At 69.7% G+C, this 23,884-nt stretch carries 22 protein-coding genes; 14 read left to right on the plus strand and 8 right to left on the minus strand.

Annotated features, from left to right (window positions below; all coding sequences use genetic code 11):
- Window positions 1-29: 29 nt before the first annotated feature.
- Both ACTOQ3_RS23095 and ACTOQ3_RS23100 read right to left on the minus strand, forming a co-directional pair.
- The gene (locus ACTOQ3_RS23095; RefSeq protein WP_440085425.1) at window positions 30-2,156 is read right to left on the minus strand and encodes a DUF6049 family protein; all 2,127 of its coding nucleotides are present in this window, start codon (window positions 2,154-2,156) and stop codon (window positions 30-32) included.
- A gap of 46 nt (window positions 2,157-2,202) precedes the next feature.
- Window positions 2,203-2,724, minus strand: coding sequence for an aminoacyl-tRNA deacylase (locus ACTOQ3_RS23100; RefSeq protein ID WP_362688175.1), 522 nt, complete (start codon window positions 2,722-2,724; stop codon window positions 2,203-2,205).
- 159 nt (window positions 2,725-2,883) lie between these two features.
- Here ACTOQ3_RS23100 and ACTOQ3_RS23105 point away from each other — a divergent pair, with 159 nt between their 5' ends.
- Window positions 2,884-4,347 (plus strand): CCA tRNA nucleotidyltransferase, encoded by a 1,464-nt coding sequence (locus ACTOQ3_RS23105; protein WP_440085456.1) that lies wholly within the window; start codon window positions 2,884-2,886, stop codon window positions 4,345-4,347.
- Window positions 4,348-4,480: 133 nt separating this feature from the next.
- Entirely contained in the window at window positions 4,481-5,695 is a 1,215-nt protein-coding gene (locus ACTOQ3_RS23110; RefSeq protein WP_440085457.1) for an adenosylmethionine--8-amino-7-oxononanoate transaminase, read from the plus strand.
- On the opposite strand, the gene ACTOQ3_RS23115 is transcribed toward ACTOQ3_RS23110, so the two are convergent.
- Window positions 5,687-6,997, minus strand: a complete 1,311-nt coding sequence (locus ACTOQ3_RS23115) for an MFS transporter (protein WP_440085426.1) — start codon at window positions 6,995-6,997, stop codon at window positions 5,687-5,689. The two genes, ACTOQ3_RS23110 and ACTOQ3_RS23115, sit on opposite strands and share 9 nt — an antisense overlap.
- Window positions 6,998-7,132: 135 nt before the next feature.
- On the opposite strand from ACTOQ3_RS23115, the gene idi reads away from it, so the two are divergent.
- Entirely contained in the window at window positions 7,133-7,714 is a 582-nt protein-coding gene (gene idi, locus ACTOQ3_RS23120) for an isopentenyl-diphosphate Delta-isomerase (protein ID WP_440085427.1), read from the plus strand.
- A gap of 107 nt (window positions 7,715-7,821) precedes the next feature.
- On the opposite strand, the gene ACTOQ3_RS23125 is transcribed toward idi, so the two are convergent.
- Both ACTOQ3_RS23125 and ACTOQ3_RS23130 read right to left on the minus strand, forming a co-directional pair.
- On the minus strand, window positions 7,822-8,901 hold the full coding sequence (locus ACTOQ3_RS23125) for an inositol-3-phosphate synthase (protein ID WP_362688163.1): 1,080 nt from the start codon (window positions 8,899-8,901) through the stop codon (window positions 7,822-7,824).
- A 30-nt stretch (window positions 8,902-8,931) separates the two neighbouring features.
- A complete protein-coding gene (locus ACTOQ3_RS23130) occupies window positions 8,932-9,606 on the minus strand; it encodes a helix-turn-helix transcriptional regulator (RefSeq protein ID WP_440085428.1) in 675 nt (224 codons plus the stop codon).
- Between the two features lie 616 nt (window positions 9,607-10,222).
- On the opposite strand from ACTOQ3_RS23130, the gene ACTOQ3_RS23135 reads away from it, so the two are divergent.
- The 3 genes from ACTOQ3_RS23135 (at window position 10,223) to ACTOQ3_RS23145 (ending at window position 15,519) form a co-directional block, all read left to right on the plus strand.
- On the plus strand, window positions 10,223-12,883 hold the full coding sequence (locus tag ACTOQ3_RS23135) for a transglycosylase domain-containing protein (protein WP_440085429.1): 2,661 nt from the start codon (window positions 10,223-10,225) through the stop codon (window positions 12,881-12,883).
- Window positions 12,883-14,190: a glycosyltransferase family 87 protein gene (locus ACTOQ3_RS23140; RefSeq protein ID WP_440085430.1), complete on the plus strand. Its 1,308-nt coding sequence runs from the start codon at window positions 12,883-12,885 to the stop codon at window positions 14,188-14,190. Before ACTOQ3_RS23135 ends, ACTOQ3_RS23140 begins: the two co-directional genes overlap by 1 nt.
- Window positions 14,191-14,382: 192 nt before the next feature.
- Window positions 14,383-15,519: a hypothetical protein gene (locus ACTOQ3_RS23145; protein ID WP_440085431.1), complete on the plus strand. Its 1,137-nt coding sequence runs from the start codon at window positions 14,383-14,385 to the stop codon at window positions 15,517-15,519.
- 114 nt (window positions 15,520-15,633) lie between these two features.
- Here ACTOQ3_RS23145 and ACTOQ3_RS23150 read toward each other — a convergent pair whose 3' ends face one another.
- Entirely contained in the window at window positions 15,634-16,392 is a 759-nt protein-coding gene (locus tag ACTOQ3_RS23150; RefSeq protein WP_440085432.1) for a deoxyribonuclease IV, read from the minus strand.
- Window positions 16,393-16,487: 95 nt separating this feature from the next.
- Between ACTOQ3_RS23150 and ACTOQ3_RS23155 the strand changes: the two genes are divergently transcribed.
- Window positions 16,488-16,673: a hypothetical protein gene (locus tag ACTOQ3_RS23155; RefSeq protein ID WP_344922769.1), complete on the plus strand. Its 186-nt coding sequence runs from the start codon at window positions 16,488-16,490 to the stop codon at window positions 16,671-16,673.
- A gap of 95 nt (window positions 16,674-16,768) precedes the next feature.
- Here ACTOQ3_RS23155 and ACTOQ3_RS23160 read toward each other — a convergent pair whose 3' ends face one another.
- On the minus strand, window positions 16,769-17,080 hold the full coding sequence (locus ACTOQ3_RS23160) for a hypothetical protein (RefSeq protein WP_440085433.1): 312 nt from the start codon (window positions 17,078-17,080) through the stop codon (window positions 16,769-16,771).
- A gap of 256 nt (window positions 17,081-17,336) precedes the next feature.
- On the opposite strand from ACTOQ3_RS23160, the gene rpsF reads away from it, so the two are divergent.
- The 7 genes from rpsF to ACTOQ3_RS23195 all read left to right on the plus strand — a co-directional run bounded on the left by rpsF (window position 17,337) and on the right by ACTOQ3_RS23195 (window position 22,002).
- Window positions 17,337-17,627, plus strand: a complete 291-nt coding sequence (gene rpsF / locus ACTOQ3_RS23165) for a 30S ribosomal protein S6 (protein ID WP_030919721.1) — start codon at window positions 17,337-17,339, stop codon at window positions 17,625-17,627.
- 77 nt (window positions 17,628-17,704) lie between these two features.
- On the plus strand, window positions 17,705-18,268 hold the full coding sequence (locus ACTOQ3_RS23170; RefSeq protein ID WP_350968673.1) for a single-stranded DNA-binding protein: 564 nt from the start codon (window positions 17,705-17,707) through the stop codon (window positions 18,266-18,268).
- A gap of 100 nt (window positions 18,269-18,368) precedes the next feature.
- On the plus strand, window positions 18,369-18,605 hold the full coding sequence (gene rpsR / locus ACTOQ3_RS23175; RefSeq protein WP_012895699.1) for a 30S ribosomal protein S18: 237 nt from the start codon (window positions 18,369-18,371) through the stop codon (window positions 18,603-18,605).
- Between the two features lie 14 nt (window positions 18,606-18,619).
- The gene (rplI, locus tag ACTOQ3_RS23180) at window positions 18,620-19,066 is read left to right on the plus strand and encodes a 50S ribosomal protein L9 (RefSeq protein WP_344744211.1); all 447 of its coding nucleotides are present in this window, start codon (window positions 18,620-18,622) and stop codon (window positions 19,064-19,066) included.
- A gap of 240 nt (window positions 19,067-19,306) precedes the next feature.
- Window positions 19,307-20,194 (plus strand): ABC transporter substrate-binding protein, encoded by an 888-nt coding sequence (locus tag ACTOQ3_RS23185; protein ID WP_440085434.1) that lies wholly within the window; start codon window positions 19,307-19,309, stop codon window positions 20,192-20,194.
- A 124-nt stretch (window positions 20,195-20,318) separates the two neighbouring features.
- On the plus strand, window positions 20,319-21,185 hold the full coding sequence (locus tag ACTOQ3_RS23190) for an amino acid ABC transporter permease (protein WP_440085435.1): 867 nt from the start codon (window positions 20,319-20,321) through the stop codon (window positions 21,183-21,185).
- Window positions 21,186-21,258: 73 nt separating this feature from the next.
- A complete protein-coding gene (locus tag ACTOQ3_RS23195; RefSeq protein ID WP_440085436.1) occupies window positions 21,259-22,002 on the plus strand; it encodes an amino acid ABC transporter ATP-binding protein in 744 nt (247 codons plus the stop codon).
- A gap of 52 nt (window positions 22,003-22,054) precedes the next feature.
- Here ACTOQ3_RS23195 and ACTOQ3_RS23200 read toward each other — a convergent pair whose 3' ends face one another.
- A complete protein-coding gene (locus tag ACTOQ3_RS23200; protein ID WP_440085437.1) occupies window positions 22,055-23,674 on the minus strand; it encodes an APC family permease in 1,620 nt (539 codons plus the stop codon).
- Window positions 23,675-23,884: the final 210 nt, after the last annotated feature.

Here is a 23,884-nt window from a genome sequence, read left to right on the forward strand (position 1 = left end):
CTTCGCTAGGTGCTCGGAGCGCCGGGCGCTCACGATTCGGTGCCGGCGGGCTCGCGCTCGCGCTCCGGCGGCGGGGCGGCCGCGGGACGGCGGCCTCCCCTGCGGCGCAGGACGCGCAGGACGACGGCCGCCAGCATCACCACGAGAGCCGCCCCCACGATCACCAGGGCGACCCCGGTGTAGCCGGTGGTCCGCACGGTCAGCTCGATCGGCTTGCCGTACTTGCGGCCGTCCTCGGTGGTGAGCTGGACCGTCACGGTCGTCTGGCCGCTGGACCTGGAGGTCATCGGGATCCGGATGGTCTGGTTCTGGCCGCCGCGGATCTCCAGCCTGTCCTCGTACGGCTCGATCTTGAGCAGGTCGGGCTGGTCGGAGGTCACCTTGAGCCGGACCGCGACCGCGACCTCGCCGGCCTCGCCGCTCAGCTCGTTGCGCACGCTGATCGGCACGTCGCCGTTGCTGCCGGCCAGGGTGCGCAGCCGCGACTGCTCGCTGCCGGTGATGTTGACCATGGCGATCCGGCTGTCGATCGCCTCGGCGACCTGCTGGACGTACGGCGTCGCGGCGCCGGTCCGGCCGCGCCACGCCGAGGAGGTCAGGCGCAGCAGCGCCAGGTCGAAGACGTCGAGGTCCTGGGCGGTGGTGATCGCGGCGGTCAGGTCGGCGCGGGCGCCGACGCGCTTGACGCCGGTCAGGTACTGCTTGGGGAGTTCCAGCTTCCGGTCCTGGTCGGTGTAGGTCAGGCCGGCCCGCGGGACCGGGGGGACGCCCTTGGCGCGCTTGACCGTGTCGAGCGTGACGGGCGCCAGCCAGGGCAGGGTGGCGGCCGTCTCGATCAGATCGGTCACGTACTCCGGATCGGGGTCCCAGCGGCGGTGCGGGACGGCGATCACCGTCCTGGCCGGGGCGCCGGGCTCCGAACTGATCATCGCCGTCTCCGCGATGAACCGCTGGCGGTTCGCCAGCGCCGCGCCGGGGGCGGAGGTGTCGGCGCCGACCGTCTCGCTCAGCGCCGCGTCGGCGACCAGGGCGGTGACCGGGCCGTTCACGCTCTCCAGCGTCGCCGAGGCGTCGGGGGTGGTGACCGGGGGCGTCACCGGCGGCAGGTTCGACACGTTCAGCAGCACGGTGCCGACGCCGCCGGTGGCCAGCAGGTCCAGCCCGTCGTAGTCGATCAGGCCGCCCACCGGCCAGTTCACATTGGTGATCACGTCGCGGCCGAGGGTCTGCCTGGCGACGATCCCGGCCGCGGCGATCCCGGTCCCGGTGGCGTCGTCGACGCCGTTGTGGGCGAGGGCCGCCACGTCGGGGTCGCCGTACGGGGTCGCCACCACCGGGTGGTCGGCGACGGCCTCGCGGAAGTCGTTCAGCCACTGGGCGGTCTCGGGGGTCGCGGGGCGCTGCTGGGTGCGGTCCTTGACCCTGACCGCGTGCGGCTCGCCCATGGCCCGCGCGTCGTCGAGCAGGGCGGGGTCGACGATCCAGGTGAGCCCCTTGGCGGACGACGTGTCCTGGGCGATCTTGAGCAGGTCGCCCAGCCGCTTGCCGGGGGCCATGGCCGCGGGCAGGCCCTCGTCGACGAAGGTGGAGTCACCGGCCCGGCGCGGCTGGTCGACGATGGGCAGCACCGTGGCGAGCCGGGTGCGGGCCACCCTGGTCTCCCTGGGCATGTAGGTCACCGTGGTGCGCAGGGTGCCCTGCTGCCCGAAGGCGTTGAGCACCTCGACCATGACCGGGTAGACGCCGAAGCCGGAGAACTTCAGCTCCTGCGGCGTGAAGGAGAACTCCCACGGCAGCTTGCCCGAGGGCGCGATCGGCGCCTGGACGAAACTCTCGCAGCACCACGAGTTCGGGAGGGTCTGTCCCGCCTGGTAGGCCTCCAGGTCGGCGCGCCGGGCGAACGGCTGGGGGGAGTAGTGCATCCGGATGCGCAACCCGTTCAGGGTCTCGGTGCCGGAGTTGACCAGGGAGCCGGACAGTTTGATCTCGGTGGTCGGGTCACGGGGGGCGTCGGGGCCGATCGCCTCCAGCACGACCTGGAGGCCCGCCCGGCTCACCGAGGTCGTCCGGGCGTTCGCCGTACCCGGAACGACCACGGCCGCGGGAACGAGCAGCGTGGTGGCGAGCAGGGCGAGGAGCGCGGCCTTGTGGATCACGTGCCGGCCAGGGGTCGAGTACGGCGCACGCCGGTAATGCTATGGCCTAACCGGCGAGAGGAAAGGTCGCCGGCTCCCTGCGGGAGCCGTGCCGGGTCAGGTCGACGATCTTTCCTGACACCAGTGTGAGCAGATGGTCGGCACGGATCAGGAGTGCCGTACGACGCTCCCCGGTGGGCACGTAAACGGGTGTGACGGTACGGGTGAGCCGCTCGTCCACCAGCACGGTGAGCGTGGCGGGCAGCAGCAGCGGGCAGACCAGGCCCGAGGCGTAGTCGGTGGCGGAGTTGACGGTGAAGGCCGAGGCCTGCCGGACCCGCCGGGCCTCCAGGATGCCTGCGACCACGCCGGGGCGCGGCGGGGAGCCGACGGAGGTGACGACCGCCACGGGTTCGCGGCCGATCCGCGTCGTGACCTCGAGGACCGTGACTCCCACGCAGATCTCGGGACTCGCCGACAGCACCTCGGGGAGTTCGTCCGAGCATGTCATCGCGCGCGGAAGGCGTACGATCTCATGATGGACCTGGTGTGCGAGGAGCCAGCGGTGGATCGCGAGCGCATCCTTCATGTGTGTGCTCCTTGCCTCGACGCACAGTCCCCGAGGTTCCCTGACCGACCGTAACCTGGTGATCGCTTCAGGTGTATCCCCGCAGGGGAACATGTTCCGTAACCGAAGGACCTACCCGGCTTGTCCCTTTCAAATCTGACCCAGAGCCAGCGCCACGGCATGAGCGAGCTGTTCCGGAAGATCGCACCCGTGGCGGACGAGCTCGGCGAGCTCTTCGCCGCCAGGGGATACCAGATCGCCCTCGTCGGCGGCTCCGTACGCGACGTCTTCCTGGGCAGGATCGGCAACGATCTCGACCTGACCACGGACGCGAGGCCCGAGACGGTCCTGGAGCTCGTCCGCGACTGGGCCGACTCCATCTGGACGATCGGCATCGACTTCGGCACCGTCGGCGTCCGCAAGGGCGGGTGGCTGCTGGAGATCACCACCTACCGCAGCGAGTCGTACGATCCCAAGTCGCGCAAGCCCGACGTGGCCTACGGCGACACGCTGGAGGGTGACCTGGCCCGGCGCGACTTCGCGGTCAACGCGATGGCGCTGCGTCTGCCGTCCCGCGAGTTCGTCGACCCGCACGGTGGCCTCGACGACCTGCACGCCAAGGTGCTGCGCACCCCGGGCCCCCCCGAGCGCTCCTTCGGCGACGACCCGCTGCGGATGCTCCGCGCGGCCAGGTTCGCCAGCCAGCTCGGCTTCGCCGTCGACCCGGCGGCGCTCGCCGCGATGGGCGCGATGGCCGACAGGATCGACATCGTCTCCGCCGAGCGCATCCGCGACGAGCTGGACAAGCTCATCGGCGGCGACCACCCCCGCGAGGGCCTGCGGCTCCTCGTCGAGTCCGGGCTCGCCGACCACGTGCTGCCCGAGGTGCCCAAACTCCGTCTGGAGATCGACGAGCACCACCGGCACAAGGACGTCTACGAGCACTCGCTGATCGTGCTGGAGCAGGCGATCGACCTGGAGGAGAGCGGTCCCGACCGGATCCTGCGCTGGGCCGCGCTCCTGCACGACGTGGGCAAGCCGAAGACCCGCCGCCACGAGCCCGGCGGCCGGGTCTCCTTCCACCATCACGAGGTGGTCGGCGCCCAGCTCGCCAGGAAGCGCATGGCGGAGCTGAAGTTCCCCAAGGACGTGGTGGCCGACGTCTCCCGCCTGGTGGAGCTGCACCTGCGCTTCCACGGGTACGGCACGGGCGAGTGGACCGACTCGGCCGTGCGCCGCTACGTCCGCGACGCCGGGCACCTGCTGGAGCGCCTGCACAAGCTGACCCGCGCCGACTGCACCACCCGCAACCGGCGCAAGGCCCAGGCGCTGTCGCAGACCTACGACCAGCTGGAGGAGCGCATCGCCCGGCTGGCCGAGGAGGAGGAGCTCGGCAAGATCCGCCCCGAGCTCGACGGCAACGAGATCCAGGAGCTCCTCGGCGTCCCGCCGGGCCCGGTCGTGGGCCGCGCCTACAGGTTCCTGCTGGAGATGCGTCTCGACCGGGGTGTCCTCGGCAAGGAGGCCGCCGCGGACGCCCTCCGCGAGTGGGCACGGGCGAACGGGGTCGACGGCCGGACCGGCGACGTGGGCGGTGAAGCGGGCGGCGCCGGCGGTGAGGTGGACCCTGAACGGCGTCCCTGACCTCGGCGGTCCCGGTGGCCTCGGTGGCCTCGGCGCTCCCGGTCCTCGTCCCGGCCGGGACGGCCGCGGCGGTCCCGGCGGCCTTGACGAGATCGCGGGAACGGCCGGGGGCGCGGAGATCGCCCCGGCGGAGATCGCCCGGCTCGACCGTGAGCACGTGTGGCACCCCTACGCGGCCACACCCCAGCCGGTGGCGCCGCACGTCGTCTCCCGCGCGGACGGGGTGCGGCTGACGCTCGCCGACGGGCGCGAGCTGGTCGACGGCATGTCGTCCTGGTGGGCGGCCGTCCACGGCTACAACCACCCCCGGCTCAACCGGGCGCTGAAGGACCAGCTGGAGGACATGGCGCACGTCATGTTCGGCGGGCTCACCCACGAGCCCGCCGTGCGGCTGGCCGCCACGCTCGCCGCGATGACCGGGCTGCCGAAGGTGTTCCTCGCCGACTCGGGGTCGGTCGCCGTCGAGGTCGCGATCAAGATGGCGTTCCAGTTCACCGGCAGGGGACGGCTGCTCACGGTGAGGGGCGGCTACCACGGCGACACCTTCGGGGCGATGTCGGTCTGCGACCCGGTCAACGGCATGCACCACCTGTTCTCCGGCGTGCTGCCCGAGCACGTGTTCGCCGACCGGCCGCCGCGCGAGTACGACGAGGGTTACGCGGCCCGGCTGGCGGACCTGGTCGCCCGGCACGCCGGCGAGCTGGCCGCGATCATCGTGGAGCCGGTCGTCCAGGGGGCGGGCGGCATGCACTTCTACCACCCGGCCTACCTGCGGCTGCTCCGCGAGCTGGCCGACGAGCACGGCGTCCTGCTGATCGCCGACGAGATCGCCACCGGGTTCGGCAGGACCGGGGAGCTGTTCGGCTGCGACCACGCCGGGATCAGGCCCGACATCATGTGCCTGGGCAAGGCCCTGACCGGCGGCTACATGTCGCTGGCCGCGACGCTGTGCACCGAGCGGGTGGCCGGGGGCGTCGGCGTGCTGACGCACGGGCCGACGTTCATGGGCAACCCGCTGGCCGCGGCCGTCGCGAGCGCCTCCCTGGAGCTCCTGCGGGAGCGCCCGTGGCGCGAGGAGGTCGGCCGGATCGAGGCCGGTCTCCTCGCGGGCCTGGCCGGGGCCTCGGGGGCACCCGGGGTGAGCGACGTGCGGGTCCTCGGCGCGATCGGGGTGATCGAGGCCCGCGAGCCCGTCGACGTCCCCGCCGTCCAGGACCTCGTCATGCGGCACGGCGTCTGGCTCCGCCCGTTCGGACGGCTGATCTACGCGATGCCGCCCTACTCGATCGGCGACGACGACCTGGAGCGGGTCACGACGGCGATGACGGCGGCGGCCCGGTCACTGTGAGGGTGGCGACGGCGATGACGGCAGCGGCTCGATGACCCGGGCCGGCGTGACGATCCGGTAGATCACCGCGCCCGCGACGTATCCGGCGGTGATGACCACCAGCACGAGCAGCGACCTGCCGTCCGGCGGGAGCAGTGCCGCCGCCAGGGCCGCGGCCAGCACGTAGCTGCCGTTGAAGAGCATGTCGTAGATGGAGAAGGCCCGGCCGAGGTAGGCGTCCTGCAGGTCGCGCTGGACGGCGGTGTCGGCGCAGATCTTGATGCTCTGCCCGGCGATGCCGAGGACGAAGCCCGCGGCCGCGAACCCCCACTGCTGGAACGGCGCGCAGAGCGCCAGCGTCAGCACCCCGGCGGTGACCAGCATGGCCGGGACCCACCGCTCGATGCCGAAGCGCTCGGTGGCCCACGGGGTGACCAGGATGGCCAGGAAGTAGCCGACCCCCGAGGTGGCGACCACGACGGAGACCGCGTTCAGCGCGTCCTCGGCGTTCTCGGCGAAGTAGTAGCGCGACAGCAGCACGAGCATGGCCGTGCACATGCCGTACATGAACCGGTGGGTCGCCATCGCGCCCATCGCCGCGGCGGCGGCCCGGTGCCGGGCGAGGTGCCGCGCGCCGTCGGTCAGGCCGGTCAGCACGTGGCGCACGGCCTCGCGGGCCTGCGGCCGGTCGGGGTCGTAGGCGGGACCGAGCAGCCGCCTGCCCATGGTCATGGAGATGAGCGCGCTGAGCCCGAAGACGAGGCCGGAGACGACCAGCAGCACCGCGGTGCCACGGTGGTCGGAGCCGAAGACCGCCCGGAGCAGGTAGCCGGCGCCGATGCCCACGAAGGTGAGCACGGTGCCCGAGGTCGGGGTGACCGCGTTGGCCACCATCAGCCGGTCGGCCGGCACGACGTGCGGGAGCGAGGCCCCCAGCGCGGCCAGGAAGAAGCGGTTCACCCCGAGCACGCCGAGCGCGGCGGCGTAGAAGATCCCGTCGGGGGCGTCCGCGGCGACGAGCGCCGCCGCGGCGAGCAGCAGCGCCCCGCGGACCAGCGGCGCGATGACCAGGATCTGCCGCCGCGACCAGCGGTCGATGAACACCCCGACGAAGGGGCCCAGGATCGAGTACGGCAGCAGCAGCACGGCCAGCCCGGCGGCGATCTCCACCGCGCTCGTGCTCTTCTCCGGGCTGAAGAACGCGAACCCGGCCACGGCGAACTGGAAGATCCCGTCGGAGAACTGCGAGACCAGGCGGGTCGCGTACAGCCTCCGGAAGTCCCGACCTTCCAGGACCACGCGTAGATCGGATACGAATGACACGCGCTCAGCCTATGTGCGACGGCGATGGGCGGGCATCGGGAACATCCCTGATGGGGTAGTTGGACATTTCGTACCTTTGCCTACGTATCGCTTAGGGGGCGCGGTAAACCGACATGATCACGTACCCTCGGTCGAGTGACACCTGATGAACACGTTGTGCTCGTCGACACCGAGGGAAACGCGATCGGCACGGCGGCCAAGGCCACGGTGCACGGTCTCGACACTCCCCTCCACCTGGCCTTCTCCAGTTACGTGTTCGACGAGCAGGGGCGGGTCCTCCTGTCCCGCCGCGCACTGCACAAGATCACCTGGCCGGGGGTGTGGACCAACAGCTGTTGCGGCCACCCCCTGCCCGGCGAGCCGCTTCCCGAGGCGGTGACCCGCAGGCTCTCCCACGAGCTGGGCCTCGCGGCCGGCCAGGTCGATCTCCTCCTGCCCCGCTTCTCCTACCGCGCGGTCATGGACAACGGCACCGTCGAGCGGGAGCTGTGCCCGGTCTACCGGGTGCTCGTGACCGCGGAGGCGGCGCCCAACCCCGACGAGGTCGACGACGTCCGCTGGATGCCGTGGAAGGAGTTCACCGACGGGGTGCTCGGCGACCGTCTGCCGATCTCCCCCTGGTGCCGCGAGCAGGTCCCTCAGCTGGCCGAGCTCGGCGCCGACCCGCTCGCCTGGCGGGCCGCCGACCCCGCCGACCTCCCGCCCGCCGCCCGCTGATCCGTCCGCGGCCCGCCATACCGGCGGCCGCCCTACGGCGAGAGCCCCCGGCCCGTGTGGGCCGGGGGCTCTCGCCGTCCGCTCGATCGTCGTGCGACGCCGGCAGGTCAGCGCTCGACCTCGCCGCGGATGAACTTCTCCACGTAGTCGCGCGCCTCGTCGTCGGAGTACTGCTCCGGCGGTGACTTCATGAAGTACGAGGAGGCGGACAGGATCGGGCCGGAGATGCCCCGGTCAAGGGCGATCTTGGCGGCGCGCACCGCGTCGATGATGATGCCGGCGGAGTTGGGGGAGTCCCAGACCTCCAGCTTGTACTCCAGGTTGAGGGGAGTGTCGCCGAAGGACCTGCCCTCCAGGCGCACGTACGCCCACTTGCGGTCGTCGAGCCACGGCACGTGGTCCGACGGGCCGATGTGCACGTCGGCCTTCTGCATCTCGTGCGGGATCTGCGAGGTGACCGACTGTGTCTTGGAGATCTTCTTGGACTGCAGGCGCTTGCGCTCCAGCATGTTCATGAAGTCCATGTTGCCGCCGAAGTTCAGCTGGTACGTGCGCAGCAGCTCGACACCGCGGTCCTCGAACAGCTTGGCCATCACGCGGTGCGTGATGGTCGCCCCGACCTGCGACTTGATGTCGTCACCGACGATCGGGACCCCGGCGTCGACGAACTTCTGGGCCCACGTGGGGTCGGAGGCGATGAACACCGGCAGCGCGTTGACGAACGCGACCTTGGCGTCGAGGGCGCACTGGGCGTAGAAGCGGTCGGCCTCCTCCGAGCCCACCGGCAGGTAGGAGACGAGAACGTCGACCTTGCTGTCCTTGAGGACCTGGACGACGTCGACCGGGGCCTCGTCGGACTCCTCCACCATCTCCCGGTAGTACTCGCCGAGACCGTCGTAGGTGGGACCTCGCTGCACCGTCACGCCGAGCGGCGGCACGTCGCAGATCTTGATCGTGTTGTTCTCCGAGGCCACGATCGCCTCGGACAGGTCACGCCCGACCTTCTTGGCGTCCACGTCGAAAGCCGCGACGAACTCCACGTCGCCGACGTGGTAGTCGCCGAACTTCACGTGCATCAGGCCCGGCACCCGGGCACCGGGGTCGGCGTCCCGGTAGTAGTGCACGCCCTGAATGAGCGACGTGGCACAGTTGCCTACACCGACAATGGCTACGCGCACCGAACCCATGGCACTCGCTCCCCTTTGTTCTCTCAGTGGTCAGTTCTCTTCCGGGGTGGCGTGCCGCCCCGTCGTGCCCGTCCCTGGCGCGGGCGCCCTGGACGTCTCATCTCGCGCGGGCCGCCGTTCCCCTTCCGGCGGCGATGCTCGCCGTTCGGTGGCGATCAGCTCATTCAACCAGCGCACTTCGCGTTCGACCGACTCCAGACCGTGACGCTGGAGCTCGAGGGTGTAGCTGTCCAGCCGTTCGCGCGTACGGGCGAGTGCCGTGCGCACGGCGTCCAGACGTTCCTCCAGCCGGCTGCGGCGACCTTCGAGAATGCGCAGGCGCACCTCGGCCTCGGTGTGCCTGAAGAAGGCGAAGTGCACGCCGAAGCTCTCGTCCTCCCAGGCGGACGGGCCGGCCTGGGTGAGGAGTTCCTGCAGGCGTTCCTTGCCCTCCGCGGTCAGCTTGTAGACGATCTTCGAACGGCGGCCGGGGAGCACGATGGCGCTGTCGGCGGCCGTGGTGGCCGCGGCGGCGTCGCCGTCTTCGACGATCAGCCCGTCGTTGAGCAACTGGCGGAGGCACGGGTAGAGGGAGCCGTAGGAGAACGCCCGGAACATGCCGAGTAGGGCGTTGAGCCGTTTGCGCAGCTCATAGCCGTGTAGCGGGGTCTCGTGCAACGACCCGAGCACGGCCAGCTCCAGCACGCCGCCACGTCCGCCGGCCACTGGAAACCACCACCTCTCGCGTCGATGTATCGAACCGATACATCGACAGGATACGTCCATTCAACATAAGGCTGCAATCAGCGACTTTCCCAAGAGGTTGGGAGCAAACCGCAAAAAGCCGTAGTCTGGCGCGTATGTGGTCACAGCAGGCGGTGGTGGGACACGGCCCCCGCGCGGCGTGGACCGCTTTTCAATGCCGGGAATCCCGCGTCAACGCGGGGGAGGTCTGCCAAGGTTGTTGCTCGAACCACCTGGCGATCTCGTTCGTCCCCGGGAATGGAGATCCACCCGAATAGGCCGGCTACCAGTGAGCCAAGGCGGCGAGGTCCCCGTTGATCAGGAGGTAGTCTCGCCCGCCTGCACGCCGTCATAGACCCCGATGACCAAACGAGGACGCGTGAGTTACAGCCACAGCAATGACCCGGAGCCGGACGGGCGCCATGAGGGCGCCGACGGATCGGCTCGCCAGGGGCGGCGCCGTCGCTCGAGCCCAGGAGCCGCTCCCCGTGCAGTTCCCCCCTCACAAAACCCCCAAACTGACGCGGGCTGGGATTCTTCCCGGCAGGCACCGCAGGCCCGGCCGCCGCAGAGAGCGGGAGCCGATCCCCGGACCGCGATGATGCCCCAGCCCGGCGGGATGCCCTACCCCGGCGGCGCGTCCCCCCAGCCCGGCGGACCGCCCCGGCGCGACGCGGGCGCCCCCGGCGGGATGCCCCCACGTGGCCCCGGTGGCCCCGGCGAGGCGCGCCGCCGCGACACCGACCCGACCGGCCGCCGTGCCGAGGCCGCCTTCGAGGACACCCAGGCGATGCTCGCCGCCCAGGCGGGCGGCGGGCGTGCCGCCGGTCCGAGGCCGGGCGAGGGCGGGCGCAGGCGCCGCGGGCGTGGCGCGAGCGGTCCCGCCGCGGGCGGACCCGAGGGTCCCGGGGGTCCCGGGGGAGGCGGTCCCGGCGGCGACGACGAGCCCGAGGCCAGGAGGTGGACGCGCTTCCTGCCCAACTGGAAGATCGTCATGGCCAGCTTCGTGGTGCTCAGCGCGGGCGTCTTCGGCATGATCGCGGTCGCCTACGCCAACACGCCCATCCCCAATTCCACGCAGGCCAGCGCGGACGACCGGGGCAGCGTGATCTACTACCGCGACAAGAAGACCCCGATCGCGCGGCTCGGCGTCCAGCGCGTCCCGGTGAAGCTCGCGCAGATTCCCCGGCATGTCCAGGACGCGGCGATCGCCCTGGAGAACCAGACCTTCCGCACCGACAGCGGCATCGACCTCGCGGGCATGGCCCGCTCGGTCTGGAGCACCGTCAGCGGCACCCAGCTCCAGGGCGCCTCGACCATCACCCAGCAGATGGCGCGCGGCTACTACGAGGGCCTCAGCCAGGAAGTCTCGATCCAGCGCAAGATCAAGGAGATCTTCGTCTCGGTCAAGCTGAGCAAGACGATGGAGAAGGACCAGATCCTCGAGGAGTACTTCAACCTCATCTACTTCGGTCGCGGCGCGTACGGCATCCAGGCGGCCGCGAAGACGTTCTTCAACAAGAACGTCGGCCAGCTGACCGTGCCGGAGGGCGCCTACCTGGCCGCCCGGGTCCAGAACCCGAACGCCTTCGACGTCCAGGAGCAGAAGGGCGACTACTCCGCGATCAAGTGGCGGTTCGGCGCCGCGCTCAAGAACATGGCGGAGATGGACCCCGCCGCGTACGGCAAGTACGCGGGGAGTTCCTTCGACGACCTGGAGTTCAAGAAGGCCAAGGTCGCGAACACCTACAAGGGTCTCAAGGGCTACATGCTCAACATCGTCCTGCGAGAGCTCAAGGAGCGGGGCATCAAACAGGAGGACCTGGAGACCGAGGGCTACAAGGTCTACACCACCTTCGACGAGAAGATGATGAAGGAGGCGCAGAAGGCGGTGAAGGCCCGCACCGCCGGCCTGGAGCGGACCATCCACGCCAGGCTGGCCTCGGTGGACCCGAAGAACGGCCGGGTGCTCGCCTTCTACAGCGGCGACGACTTCGTCAACGACTTCAACAACCGCGCGTTCGACTCCACCAAGCAGGCGGCGTCGGCGTTCAAGCCCTACGTGCTCGCGGCCTGGCTGGAGAACGACAAGTCGCTCGACAGCCTGGTCGACGGCATGCGGACGATCAAGATGCCCGGCACCACCCCGATCAGCAACTCGGGGAACCAGGCGTTCGGGCCGATCGACATGGTCAAGGCGATGGCCAGCTCGGTCAACACCGTCTTCGTGCAGATGGGCGAGGAGGTGACCCTCGAAGAGGTGGCGAAGATCGCCAAGACGGCGGGGGTCGGTGAGACGGCCAAGTACAACCCCTCCTACGGGGGCAAGAACGCGGTCGACTACGCGGTCCAGGAGCAGAAGTACCAGGTCACCATCGGCAGCGCCTCGGTCACCGCGGTCGAGCAGGCCGCCGGTTACGGGATCTTCGCCAACGAGGGCAAGCACTTCAACTGGCACACCGTCACCAAGGTGACCACGGTCGACGGCTCCCTCGTGCTCCCCGAGCAGGTCGTCGAGACGCAGGTCATCACCCCCGAGACCGCGGCCGACACGACCGTCGCGCTGCAGGCCGTCGTCAGGAGCGGCACCGGCGGCGCCGCCAACCTCGGCACGCGGCCGGTGGCCGGCAAGACCGGCACGAACAACGGCTACAAGGACGCCTGGTTCGTCGGCTTCACCCCGCAGATCGTCACCGCGGTCGGCATGTCCAACGACGTGCCCTACAACAAGGCCGGGACGCGCAAGCTCAAGGTCGACAAGTACGGCCTGCCGAACAGAAAGATCAAGGACGAGAACATCCTCTGGAAGGAGCAGCCCATGCCCGAGTTCATCGGCGGCGGCGGCACTCCGACCCAGATCTGGCACGACTACATGCAGGCCGTGACCGCCAAGGACGAGGTCCTGCAGTTCCCGCCGAGGGCCAACACCGGGACGCGGAACAACCTGGTCACGCCCACCCCGACGCCCAGCCCGACGCCGACGATGGACGACACCAACCCGTTCCCCGACGAGAACGGCGACGACGGCGGCTGGCCGAACGACAACAACAACAACGACGGCGGCGGGCAGGGCGAGCCCGACGGCCGCGAGTGCCTGCCCTGGGACGGCTCGTGCGACGTCGGCGACGGCGGCGATCCGGGCAACGATCCGCCGAACGGCGAGCTGGAACAGAACGGCGCGCCGGGCGCGGTCGGCGCCCCCGGCACGCCGGCCGCGGCCCTGGTCCCGACACCTTCGGCGAGCGGACGGCGTCCCTGATGAAGAACCTCCTGTCGTCGCGAAGCCCGCTGCCCGAGTTAGGCACCCGGGCCATCCCGTACCTGCCCCTGGCCCTGTTCGCGGGGCTGGGGGCGATCCTGGCCTGGTTCTGGAAGTGGCCGTGCCGCGTCGACGGGGCGTGGAACCACGGGACCCTGCAGTTCACGAACTTCTGTTACACCGACATCTATCCCCTGTGGTGGAACGAGAAGCTCAACGAGGGCAAGATCCCCTATTTCGACTATCCGGTCGAGTACCCCGTCGGCATCGGCGGGATCATGGAGTTCTTCCGCCGGATCGTCACCCCGATGAGCGACCAGGGGACGGCGTTCTACGACCTCACCGTCATCCTCATGGCGCTCTGCCTGGTCGTCGGCGTGCTGCTGATGGCCACGCTGGCCGGTCCCGCCAGGCGCTGGGACGCGCTCTGGTACGCCCTGGCCCCCGCGCTGATCCTCACCGCGTACATCAACTGGGACCTGGCGGCCAACGCCCTCGCGCTGGGCGCGCTGCTGGCCTGGTCGAAGCGGAAGCAGTGGCTCGCGGGCATCCTGCTCGGTCTGGCGATCGCCACCAAGTTCTACCCGCTGATGTTCCTCGGCCCGCTGTTCCTGCTGACGCTGCGCACCGGCAGGTGGATGCCGTTCCTCAAGACGATCGGCGGTGTCGCGGGCGCCTGGCTCGTCGTCAACGTGCCGATCATGGTCTTCGCCTTCGACGGCTGGAAGAGGTTCTACGTCTTCAGCCAGGAGCGACCGGCCGACTGGGGCTCCATCTGGTACTTCTTCAACCAGAAGCAGTGGCCGATCCTCGGTGACTCCGAGCTCCTCGACAGGCTGGGCGTCATCTCGCTCGCCGCGTTCTGCCTGGCGATCGCCGTGATCACCCTGACGGCCAGGACCCGTCCCCGCCTGATGCAGCTGTGCTTCCTCACCCTGGCGGCGTTCATGCTGACCAACAAGGTGTGGTCGCCGCAGTACGTGCTCTGGCTGATCCCCTTCGCGGTGCTGGCCAGGCCGGGCTGGAAGCCGATCGCGCTCTGGCAGCTCGCCGAGTGCTGGTACTTCTTCGCGATCTGGCTGTATCTCGTCGGCATCCAGCCGGGCAACGAGGCCCTGGGCATCGCGGGCGACACCTACTTCACCGCCGTGTGGGCCCGCGCGATCACCATTCTGATCATGATGGCGTTCGTCGTACGGGACATCTTCGTCCCGGACAAGGACGTGATCCGCGAAGACGGGACCGACGACCAGGCGGGCGGCGTCTTCGACGGGGCACCCGACCGCTTCAGGCTCGCGCTCTCCTAGCGCCGGGCGGGGGCGTCCACCGGGCGTCCGTGCCCGGCGGGTCCGGTGAGTCCGCCGAGGTGGCAGGGGCCGGGCCGAGGGTGTTAGCCGAGCGCCCGGCGGGTCGGCGAGGTGGCAGGAGGCGGAGTGGGTCCGTTCGGGGAGCGTCCGAGTCTGGCGGTCCGCCGAGGTGATCCGGAACAATTCGACCTTGTGACCACTCCTTCCGCTCCCCCTCGCGAGACCCCTCCGCGCGACACCGCGACGGAAGGGCTGCTGCTCTGGCTGGCCTCCCGCCTGGGAATCGTCGTCCTGGTCGCCGTCGGCGCGCAGGCGCTGATGGAGGGGGACGCCGTACCGAAGCCGTTCCTGGAGCGCTGGCGCAACTGGGACGCGAACCTCCTCATCACCATCGCCGAGCACGGCTACGACGGCGTCCCGGGCAGCGAGCCCGACAGGGGGCTGCCCGCCTTCTTCCCCGGAATGCCGCTGATGCTCCGCGCGGTGCATCTCGTGATCGACGACTGGACGCTCGCCGGTCTGCTGATCTCTCTGGTGGCCGGTGCCGTCGCGATGGCGGCGCTCGCCAGGCTGGCCGAGTTCGAGGGGCCGGAGGGAACCGGCCGGCGCGCGGTGCTGGCGCTGCTGCTCTGGCCGATGGCGGTGTTCCTGTTCGCGGGCTACAGCGAGTCGCTCTTCCTGGCCTTCGCCGTCCCGGCCTGGCTCGCGGCGCGTCAGGGCCGCTGGCCGCTCGCCGCGGCCCTGGCGGCGGGCGCCTCCTGCGTGCGCATCACCGGCCTGTTCCTGGCCGTCGCGCTGATCGTGGAGTTCCTCGTCCGCAGGCAGCCCTTACGGCGGGCGGGGTGGCTGCTCCTCCCGTTCGTGCCGCCGGCGCTCTACTCCGCCTACCAGTACTCCCGCACGGGCGACTGGCTGGCCTGGAAGAGCGCGCAGGAGGCCGGCTGGGGGCGTCACATGGTCTGGCCCTGGGAGTCGCTGATCACGACCTTGAACGCGGCCGCGGGTGAGGGGCGAATGGCCTGGGCGTTCCGGATGGAGATCGCGGGGGCGATCGTCGGGGTCGGGCTCGTGCTGGTCCTGCTCTACCTGCGGAGGTGGAGCGAGTTCGTCTACGTGGGGCTCCAGGTGGGTGCCCTGCTGTGCTCCGCCTACTATCTGTCGGTCCCGCGCTCGGCGCTGCTGTGGTGGCCGCTCTTCATCCTCATCGCCAAGGCGAGCGGCGGGCCGGCGCCGTGGCGACGATGGATCATCATCTTCTACGCCCTGATCGTGGGCCCGTTGATGACGCTCAATGTGTTGATCTTCGCCGACGGGGCGTGGGTGGGCTGAGCCGCGGGGGAAAACTCCCTACCCACTCTCCGGGAAAAGTAATCCCATGAAGTTATCCACAGGCTGTGGATCAATTCTCGTCCCGGAACCTCGCCCGAGCCTCCCTCGGAGCTCCTAGAGCTTCGTCCTGAGGAAGGCGATGTCCTCGGCCTGGCCGTCGAAGGGGGTCTCCACCACGATCGGGGCGTTCGCGCTCCGGCACACCCCCAGGATGAGCTCGGGATCGATCCGGCCCGCGCCGAGGCTCGCGTGCCGGTCGGCGCCGGAGTCGAAGGCGTCGCGCGAGTCGTTGCAGTGGATCAGGTCGATCCTGCCGGTGATCGCCATGACCCGCTCGACCACGTCCGCCAGGTCCTCGCCGCCCGCGTGGGCGTGGCAGGTGTCGAGGCAGAAGCCCACGTCGAAGCCATCGAGCGCGTCCCACAGCCGGGCGACGCGCTCGAGCTTGCGCGCCATCGCGTTGCCGCCGCCCGCGGTGTTCTCGATGAGCACGGGGACCTCGTGCTCCTCCAGGCGCTCGAACACCTTGCGCCAGTTGTCGAAGCCCGTCTGCGGGTCGTCTCCGGCGCCGACGTGCCCGCCGTGGACGATCAGTCCCCGGGCGCCCAGCTCGGCCGCCGCCGCGAGGTGCGAGCTCAGCAGCTTGCGGCTGGGGATGCGCACCCGGTTGTTGGCGGTCGCCACGTTGATGACATAGGGGGCGTGGACGTACACCTCCACGTCCGAGTCCTTGATCTCCCGCGTCTTCTCGCCGATGACCGGGGCCTTCCACCCCTTCGGGTCACCGAGGAAGAACTGCACGACCTCGGCGCCGCGCGCCCTGGCATGCGCCAGCGGGTCGTCCTGGTCGACATGAGCTCCGATAAGCGGCATGTATCCGAGAGTAGCCGTTTCAACGCCGAGGGCATGGGCAGTCGCAGGTCGCGCCCCACCGCCCGCCCCCACGGGCCAACCCCAAGGAGTTCCCAGTGGCTGCTCGCTATCGCAGAGGGATCAGTCTCATCGGCCTCATCTACATCCTGATCGGCATCTACGTCGCCTGGGTGTACGAGTACATCACCCCCGCACTCCTGAAGGACATCGCCGAGGCACTGCTCGCGGTCTTCCTGTGGTTCCTCATCCTGCTGGGCGTGGACCTGCGCCTGGCCGGCTAGCCGTTCCCCGCCCGCGTGCCGCTCGGCGGCCCGGCCCGCATGGCCTGGCCTCCGGCCCGGCCCTCGCCGGTGTGGCCCTCGTCAGGTTCGGGACCCTACGGGAGGAAACCCCCGTTGCGGATGCCGAAGGCCACACCGACGAACGAGGCCACGATGCCCACGATGTTCAGCGCGCGCTCCGGCGTCGTCGCGGAGACGTACTGGGAGTAGAGGCCGCCGAAGAACCCCAGCACCCCCAGGAACGACGCGACGGAGTGCGCCGCGGGGAAGAACCCGGCCACGAAGGCGATCAGCCCGCAGAGGATCGTGCAGACGCTCAGCGCGTTCTCCAGTGGGTGGCGCCGCCCGTCGCTGTTCAGCCTGAACCGGGAACGCCCGCTCCGGCCGTGCCCGGACACCTGCGGCATCCTCCCCGCCCCCTTTCCCGGTGAGGACGTGTCTCACCAGGACGTACCCGTTTCCCCTGATGGGGACGTGCCCGGCGAGGTGACGGCCCAACCCTTGCCGGACTGGTAGGCTGGCACGGCTACGTCGAATGGGTGTGTCATGGCCCACCCTCCACCCCGAGCGCCGAAATGGGAGCCCGAGGTGAAGTACGTCAGCGTCCTCCTGTCACGGCACGGTGTCGTGACCGCAAGAGTCCAGAGGAGGTTGGAAGTCAGCATGCGCCGTTACGAAGTGATGGTCATTCTTGACCCCTCGCTCGATGAGCGTACGGTCGCCCCTTCCCTCGACCAGTTCCTCACGGTCGTCCGCAACGACGGCGGCACCGTGGAGAAGGTCGACGTGTGGGGTCGCCGCAGGCTGTCCTACGACATCGCGAAGAAGCCCGAGGGCATCTACGCCGTCATCGACCTGAGCGCCGAGCCCGCCACGGTCAAGGAGCTCGACCGGCAGATGAACCTCAACGAGGGAATCCTGCGCACCAAGGTCCTGCGCCCGGACGTGCACTAATCTCCGGCATTTTGTCGGGCGGCAGCCGTACTCTGAGCCGATAACCAGCGAAGGCCGCAGGAAGGGCAGCGCTAGCCATGGCAGCAGGCGACACCACGATCACCATCGTCGGCAACCTCGTCGACGATCCGGAGCTGCGCTTCACCCCTACGGGGCAAGCGGTGGCCCGGTTTCGCATCGCGTCCACTCCGAGGTTCCTCGACAAGACGACCAACGAGTGGAAAGACGGCGAAGGCCTGTTCCTGACCTGCAACGTGTGGCGGCAGGCGGCGGAGAACGCCGCCGAGAGCCTCCAGCGCGGCATGCGGGTCATCGTTCAGGGACGGCTCCGCCAGAGGTCTTACGAGACCAAGGAAGGCGAGAAGCGCACCGTTTACGAGGTTGAGGTCGACGAGGTCGGCCCCTCCCTGAGAAACGCGACCGCCAAGGTCAACAAGACCGCCCGTCAGGGCGGTGGCGGCGGTGGCGGCTTCGGCGGCGGCCCCGCCAACGACCCGTGGGCCTCCGCGGCGCCGGCCGCACCGCAAGGTGGCGGCTTCTCCGGCGGCGGCGGCAACAACTACGGGGGCGGCGGCGGTCAGCAGCAGCAGGGTGGCGGCGGCTTCGGCGGCGGCGACTTCAGCGACGAACCGCCTTTCTAGGGAGCTCCTGCGGGACGGCCGCGACCGCGTCCCGAAATCCCAGTCCATATCCGCAGCGACCATTCCCGCCTGACGGCGGGGCTCTGAAAGGAGCACCACGATGGCCAAGCCGGCACTGCGCAAGCCTAAGAAGAAGGTTTGCCTGTTCTGCCACGACAAGATCTCCTACGTCGACTACAAGGACACGGCGCTGCTTCGGAAGTTCATCTCCGACCGCGGCAAGATCCGTGCCCGCCGGGTGACGGGCAACTGCACCCAGCACCAGCGTGACGTGGCGACCGCTATCAAGAACGCTCGTGAGATGGCGCTCCTGCCGTACATGAGCACCGCGCGCTAAGGAGGTCCGGACAGATGAAGCTCATTCTCACCAGTGAGGTCACCGGCCTCGGCGCCCCTGGCGACATCGTCGAGGTCAAGAGCGGTTACGGCCGCAACTACCTGCTTCCCCGCGGTTTCGCGATCCTCTGGACGCGTGGCGGCGAGAAGCAGATCTCCTCGATCAAGAAGGCCCGTGACGCTCGCGAGATTCGCGACCTTGGCACCGCCAAGGAAGTCGCCGGCCAGCTGCAGGCCCTGAAGGTGGTCCTGAAGACGAAGGCCGGCGAGTCCGGCCGTCTCTTCGGCTCCATCACCACGGGTGACGTCGCCGAGGCCGTCAAGGCCGCCGGCGGCCCCCTGCTCGACCGCCGTCGCATCGAGATCGCCTCCGCGATCAAGAGCCTCGGTTCCCACCGGGTCAGCGTCAAGCTGCACCCGGAGGTCTCCGCGTCCCTCGATGTCGAGGTCGTCGCGGCCTGACAGGCCCCGTGTGACAAGGGCCCCTCCCCGTTCGCGGGGAGGGGCCCTTGTCCTTTCCCGGTCCTCCCTCCGGCTCGGAAAACCGGTGGAGACCGCCTTTGCCGGTCCTCACACGGGCCCGGAAGGCCGGTGAAAACCCTCTTTTCCGCCGGGAAATTTCACATTTTGATATCCCGTTACTCCAGGTCACTGCTAGTACATACAATTCGGGAACCGTTGCTTCGCCCTGGAGGTTTCGCCATGGTCCGTCCCTCGACGCTGTTCGCGCTCGGTGCCCTCGCGGCGACCACGGTGGCCTGTGCGCCGGCCTCGGAAACGACGACCCAGGCGAGCCCTGCGTCCTCGGGCTCCTCGGGCTCCTCCACGGCTTCCAGCGCCTGCGCCAAGGGCAGCCCCGCGCTGAAGACCCCCGGCAAGCTGACCATCGGCACCGACAAGCCCGCGTACGAGCCGTGGTTCAGCGACGACGACCCGGCCAACGGCAAGGGCTTCGAGAGCGCGGTCGCCTACGCCGTCGCGGACCGGCTGGGTTTCGCCAAGGGTGACGTCACCTGGGCGACGGTGAAGTTCGACTCCGCGTTCGCGCCGGGTGCCAAGCAGTTCGACTTCGACGTCAACCAGGTCTCGGTGACTCCCGACCGGGCCAAGGTCGTCGACTTCAGCAAGGGTTACTACACGGTCAAGCAGGCCGTGGTCGCGCTGGACGGTTCCAAGGTCGCCTCCGCCACGGACCTGGCGGGCCTAAAGGACGCCAAGATCGGCGTGCAGATCGGCACCACCTCGCTGCAGGCGGTCAAGGACGTCATCAAGCCGTCGTCCGAGATCAACGTCTACAACGAGCAGATCGACGCCGTCAACGCGCTGAAGAACAAGCAGGTCGACGCCGTGGTGGTCGACCTGCCCACCGCCTTCTACGTGACCGCGGCCCAGGTCGAGAACTCCAGGATCGTCGGTCAGTTCGGCACGGCCTCCGGGGAGCCCGAGGTCTTCGGCGCGGTCTTCGAGAAGGGCAGCCCGCTGGTGGGCTGCGTGAACGAGGCCATCGACGAGCTGACCGCCTCCGGTGAGCTGGCGAAGATCGAGACCGAGTGGCTCGGCTCCGCCGCGGGCGCACCGGAGCTGAAGTGACCCTGGAGTTCCCTCCGACGTCGCTCATGCTCATGCCCGTGTTGATGTCCAAAGCCGGAACCACCGCCGGGGCCGAGGGTTCGCCGCGGGCGCGGAGCGCGTACGGTCCGCGTCGCGGCGCTCGATGAGGAACGACGAGCGCCCGGGGGGTCCCACCGGCTGGGCGAAGAGCGAGCGGCAGCTGGAGCGGGAGCGGCTCCGCAGGAGGTCGTCGATCCGTTCGGGCTCCGTCGCGACGGTCTCGACGATCCTCGTGATCGTCCTGCTGCTCTGGCTCTTCACCGCCTCGCCCGGCTGGCCCCGGGTGCGGGAGACGTTCTTCGACCTCGACCAGTTCACCGGGGCGCTGCCGGACGTGCTGAGCGGGTTCCTGCTCAACATCAAGATCTTTCTGATCGCCGAGCCGCTGATCCTCGTGGTGGGAATGCTCGTCGCGCTGGCCCGCAACCTCACGGCGGCGGTGTTCTTCCCGCTGCGCGCTCTCGCGGTGATCTACACCGACGTCTTCCGTGGCGTGCCCACGATCCTCGTCATCTATCTCGTCGGCTTCGGCCTGCCCGCACTCGGCCTGCAGGGCACACCGACGGACCTCGCGACGCTGGGCATCATCGCGCTCACCCTCTCGTACGGCGCGTACGTGGCGGAGGTCTTCCGGGCCGGCATCGAGTCGGTGCACCCCAGCCAGCGGGCCGCCGCCCGGTCCCTCGGGCTGAGTCACGGCCAGACCATGCGCCACGTGGTGGTGCCGCAGGCTGTGCGCCGGGTGGTGCCGCCGCTGCTCAACGACTTCGTCTCGCTGCAGAAGGACACCGCGCTCGTCGCCACGATCGGTCCCCTGGAGGCGCTGCGGCAGGCGCAGATCCACGTCGCCAGCACCTTCAACTACACCCCCTACCTGGCGGCGGCGCTGCTGTTCATCCTGCTCACCATCCCCATGGCCCGCTTCACCGACTACCTGGCGGCCCGCTCGCAGCGGCGGCGGGGCCAGTGAGCGGGCGGACCGGGGCGTACGGCGGCAGCGTCCCACCGCCCGGTGGGACGGCCGCGGCACGGGAGGAGAGGGCATGAGCCTGCTGGCCATCGAGGGCCTGTGGAAGAACTACCGAGGCCACAGCGTGCTGCGCGGGATCGACCTGGAGGTCGAGCCGCACGAGGTGGTCTGCCTGATCGGCGCCTCCGGCTCCGGCAAGTCCACCCTGCTGCGCTGCGTCAACCTGCTGGAGACCGCCGACGACGGCACGATCACCCTGGACGGTGAGGAGATCACCGATGCCGGGACCGATCCCGACGACGTGCGCAAGCGCATCGGCATCGTGTTCCAGGCGTTCAACCTGTTCCCGCACATGAGCGTGCTGGACAACATCACGCTGGCGCCGCGCAAGGTGCACAAGGCGGGCAGGAGGCAGGCCGAGTCGCAGGCTCGCGACCTGCTGGCCAGGTTCGGCCTGGCGGACAAGGCGGACGCCTACCCCGACCAGCTCTCCGGTGGCCAGCAGCAGCGTGCCGCGATCATCAGGGCCCTGGCCACCCGGCCTCGCCTGATGCTGCTGGACGAGGTCACCTCGGCCCTGGACCCGGCGCTGGTCAAGGAGGTGCTCGGGATCATCCGGGAGCTCAAGGAGGGGGGCATGACCATGGTCCTGACCACCCACGAGATGGGTTTCTGCCGCGAGATCGCCGACACCGTCTGCTTCCTCGACGGCGGCGTGCTCCTGGAACGAGGCACCCCCGAGCAGATCTTCACCGATCCTCGTGAACCCCGTACCAGGGAGTTCGTGCAGAGTGTGATCGACGCCCGGCGCCTCTGACCTCTTCCCGCCCCCGGGTTCCCGGGCCTGCCGAGGCCTCGGCGGACGGGTCTCAGCGGCGGTGCCTGCCGCGGGGCCCGGCGGCGGATCCGGGACCGGGACCGCCTGGAGGGCCTGGAGGGCCGAACGGCGGGCCGGGTGGTCCGGGCGGGCCCGTCCGTCCGTCCCCGGGGCCGTACTGGTAGCGCCCCGGGGCAGGGCGTACGGGAGTCTCGGGGAGAGGCCGCGCCGCCGTGGCGAGCACGCTGTTGCGCCTTCCGTACACCAGGTAGACCAGCACGCCGAAGGCCATCCAGATGATGAAGTACAGCCAGGTGATGAGCTGCAGGTTCACCATGAGCCACAGGCAGGCGAGGATCGAGGCGATCGGCACGGCGGGAGAGAGCGGGGTGCGGAAGCCCCGGGGCAGGTCCGGCATCGTCTGCCGCATCCTGACCACCCCGCCGGCCACGACGATGAACACGAACAGGGCCCCGATCACGACCAGCGGTTCGAGCGTCAGCACGTCCACGAACTCGGCCAGCAGGATCGCGAGGAATCCGATGATCACCGTGACCCTCGTCGGGCTGCGGTAGCTACGGTTGATCTTGGAGAGCGAGCGGGGGATCAGCCCGTCGCGCGCCATGGAGAACAGCACGCGGGTCAGGCCGACGAACAGCACCAGGACGACGGTGGTGAGGCCGAGCACCGCCCCGATGTTGATGACGTGCACCATGAAGCCCTCGCCCGCCTCGCGGAAGGCGCTGGCGAGCGGGGCATCCGTGGAGATCTTGTCATACGGGGTCATCCCGACCATGATCACCGCGACCGCGATGTAGATGACCGTGGTGAGCACCAGCCCGCGGATGATGCCCTTCGGGATCGACCGCGGGGCGTCCTCGGACTCCTCGGCGGCGGTGGCCACGACGTCGAAGCCGATGTACGCGAAGGTGATGGCCGCCGAGGAGGCGAAGATGCCGAACCAGCCGAACGTGCCCGTCTGGCCGAGGAGGAGGCCGAGCAGCGGGGAGTGCAGGGCTTCCTCGGCCCTCCCCGCGGGCACCGCCGGCACCGGGATGGCCGCGAGGTTGCGCTGGTCGAAGTGGAGGGCTCCGACCACGATGACCGCGCCGATGGCCAGCAGCTTGGCGACCACGATGACCCACAGGGTGCGCAGTCCGACGCGGGCGCCCAGGGCCACCACGGCGGTGAGGATCGCCAGGATGAACAGCGTGAACAGGTCGAAACCCGTGGTCTGGCCGACCATGCCCGCGATCACCTCGGGAAGGCGTACTCCGAGGTCGGTGAGCATCTGGGCGGCGTAGAGCGACCAGGCGCGGGCCACCGCCGCCGTGGCCAGCAGGAGTTCCAGGACCAGCGCCCAGCCCACGACCCAGGCCCAGACCTCGCCGAAGATGACGTAGGCGAAGGTATAGGCGCTTCCCGAGCTCGGCATGGCGGAGGACAGCTCGGCGAAGCAGAAGGCCACGAGCAGGCTGGTGATCCCCGCGATCATGAAAGAGAGGATCACGCCCGGTCCGGCCATGTTCGCGGCCTGGCGGCCGGCGAGGCCGAAGATGCCCGCGCCGATCATGACCCCGACACCGAGGACGATGAGGTCCGCCCCGCGATAGGCCGTGGGAAGGCCGTGGCGCGCACCGGTCAACCGGCCTGTGGCATGGTCCGGCGGCATGCGGCGAACGATCGACGAAGAAGGACCTTCGGGCACGACGCGACCAATCGTGGTGGGCTGATAACCCTATATTGTGGGACTCGTTTCACAGTGCCGCAGGGGTGTTCCACCGGACAAGGGTTATCCGGTCACGTCGTGGACACCACAGTGTCACGCCTGGATCACCTGCCCGGCGGACACCGTCCGTCACGGGCGAACCGCCTGCTGCCT

It is taken from the genome of Streptosporangium sp. LJ11, from assembly GCF_051918945.1.
Taxonomy (GTDB): Bacteria; Actinomycetota; Actinomycetes; order Streptosporangiales; family Streptosporangiaceae; genus Streptosporangium.

Bases quoted from the DNA above. Each gene is read 5' to 3' on its own strand.
- ACTOQ3_RS23185 (WP_440085434.1), top strand. From the start codon at position 19,307: ATGGTCCGTCCCTCGACGCTGTTCGCGCTCGGTGCCCTCGCGGCGACC.
- ACTOQ3_RS23125 (WP_362688163.1), bottom strand. From the start codon at position 8,901: ATGGGTTCGGTGCGCGTAGCCATTGTCGGTGTAGGCAACTGTGCCACG.
- ACTOQ3_RS23105 (WP_440085456.1), top strand. From the start codon at position 2,884: ATGAGCGAGCTGTTCCGGAAGATCGCACCCGTGGCGGACGAGCTCGGC.
- ACTOQ3_RS23190 (WP_440085435.1), top strand. From the start codon at position 20,319: ATGAGGAACGACGAGCGCCCGGGGGGTCCCACCGGCTGGGCGAAGAGC.
- ACTOQ3_RS23135 (WP_440085429.1), top strand. From the start codon at position 10,223: ATGATGCCCCAGCCCGGCGGGATGCCCTACCCCGGCGGCGCGTCCCCC.
- ACTOQ3_RS23160 (WP_440085433.1), bottom strand. From the start codon at position 17,080: ATGCCGCAGGTGTCCGGGCACGGCCGGAGCGGGCGTTCCCGGTTCAGG.
- rpsF (WP_030919721.1), top strand. From the start codon at position 17,337: ATGCGCCGTTACGAAGTGATGGTCATTCTTGACCCCTCGCTCGATGAG.
- ACTOQ3_RS23100 (WP_362688175.1), bottom strand. From the start codon at position 2,724: ATGAAGGATGCGCTCGCGATCCACCGCTGGCTCCTCGCACACCAGGTC.
- rplI (WP_344744211.1), top strand. From the start codon at position 18,620: ATGAAGCTCATTCTCACCAGTGAGGTCACCGGCCTCGGCGCCCCTGGC.
- ACTOQ3_RS23170 (WP_350968673.1), top strand. From the start codon at position 17,705: ATGGCAGCAGGCGACACCACGATCACCATCGTCGGCAACCTCGTCGAC.
- ACTOQ3_RS23195 (WP_440085436.1), top strand. From the start codon at position 21,259: ATGAGCCTGCTGGCCATCGAGGGCCTGTGGAAGAACTACCGAGGCCAC.
- ACTOQ3_RS23140 (WP_440085430.1), top strand. From the start codon at position 12,883: ATGAAGAACCTCCTGTCGTCGCGAAGCCCGCTGCCCGAGTTAGGCACC.
- ACTOQ3_RS23150 (WP_440085432.1), bottom strand. From the start codon at position 16,392: ATGCCGCTTATCGGAGCTCATGTCGACCAGGACGACCCGCTGGCGCAT.
- rpsR (WP_012895699.1), top strand. From the start codon at position 18,369: ATGGCCAAGCCGGCACTGCGCAAGCCTAAGAAGAAGGTTTGCCTGTTC.
- ACTOQ3_RS23200 (WP_440085437.1), bottom strand. From the start codon at position 23,674: ATGCCGCCGGACCATGCCACAGGCCGGTTGACCGGTGCGCGCCACGGC.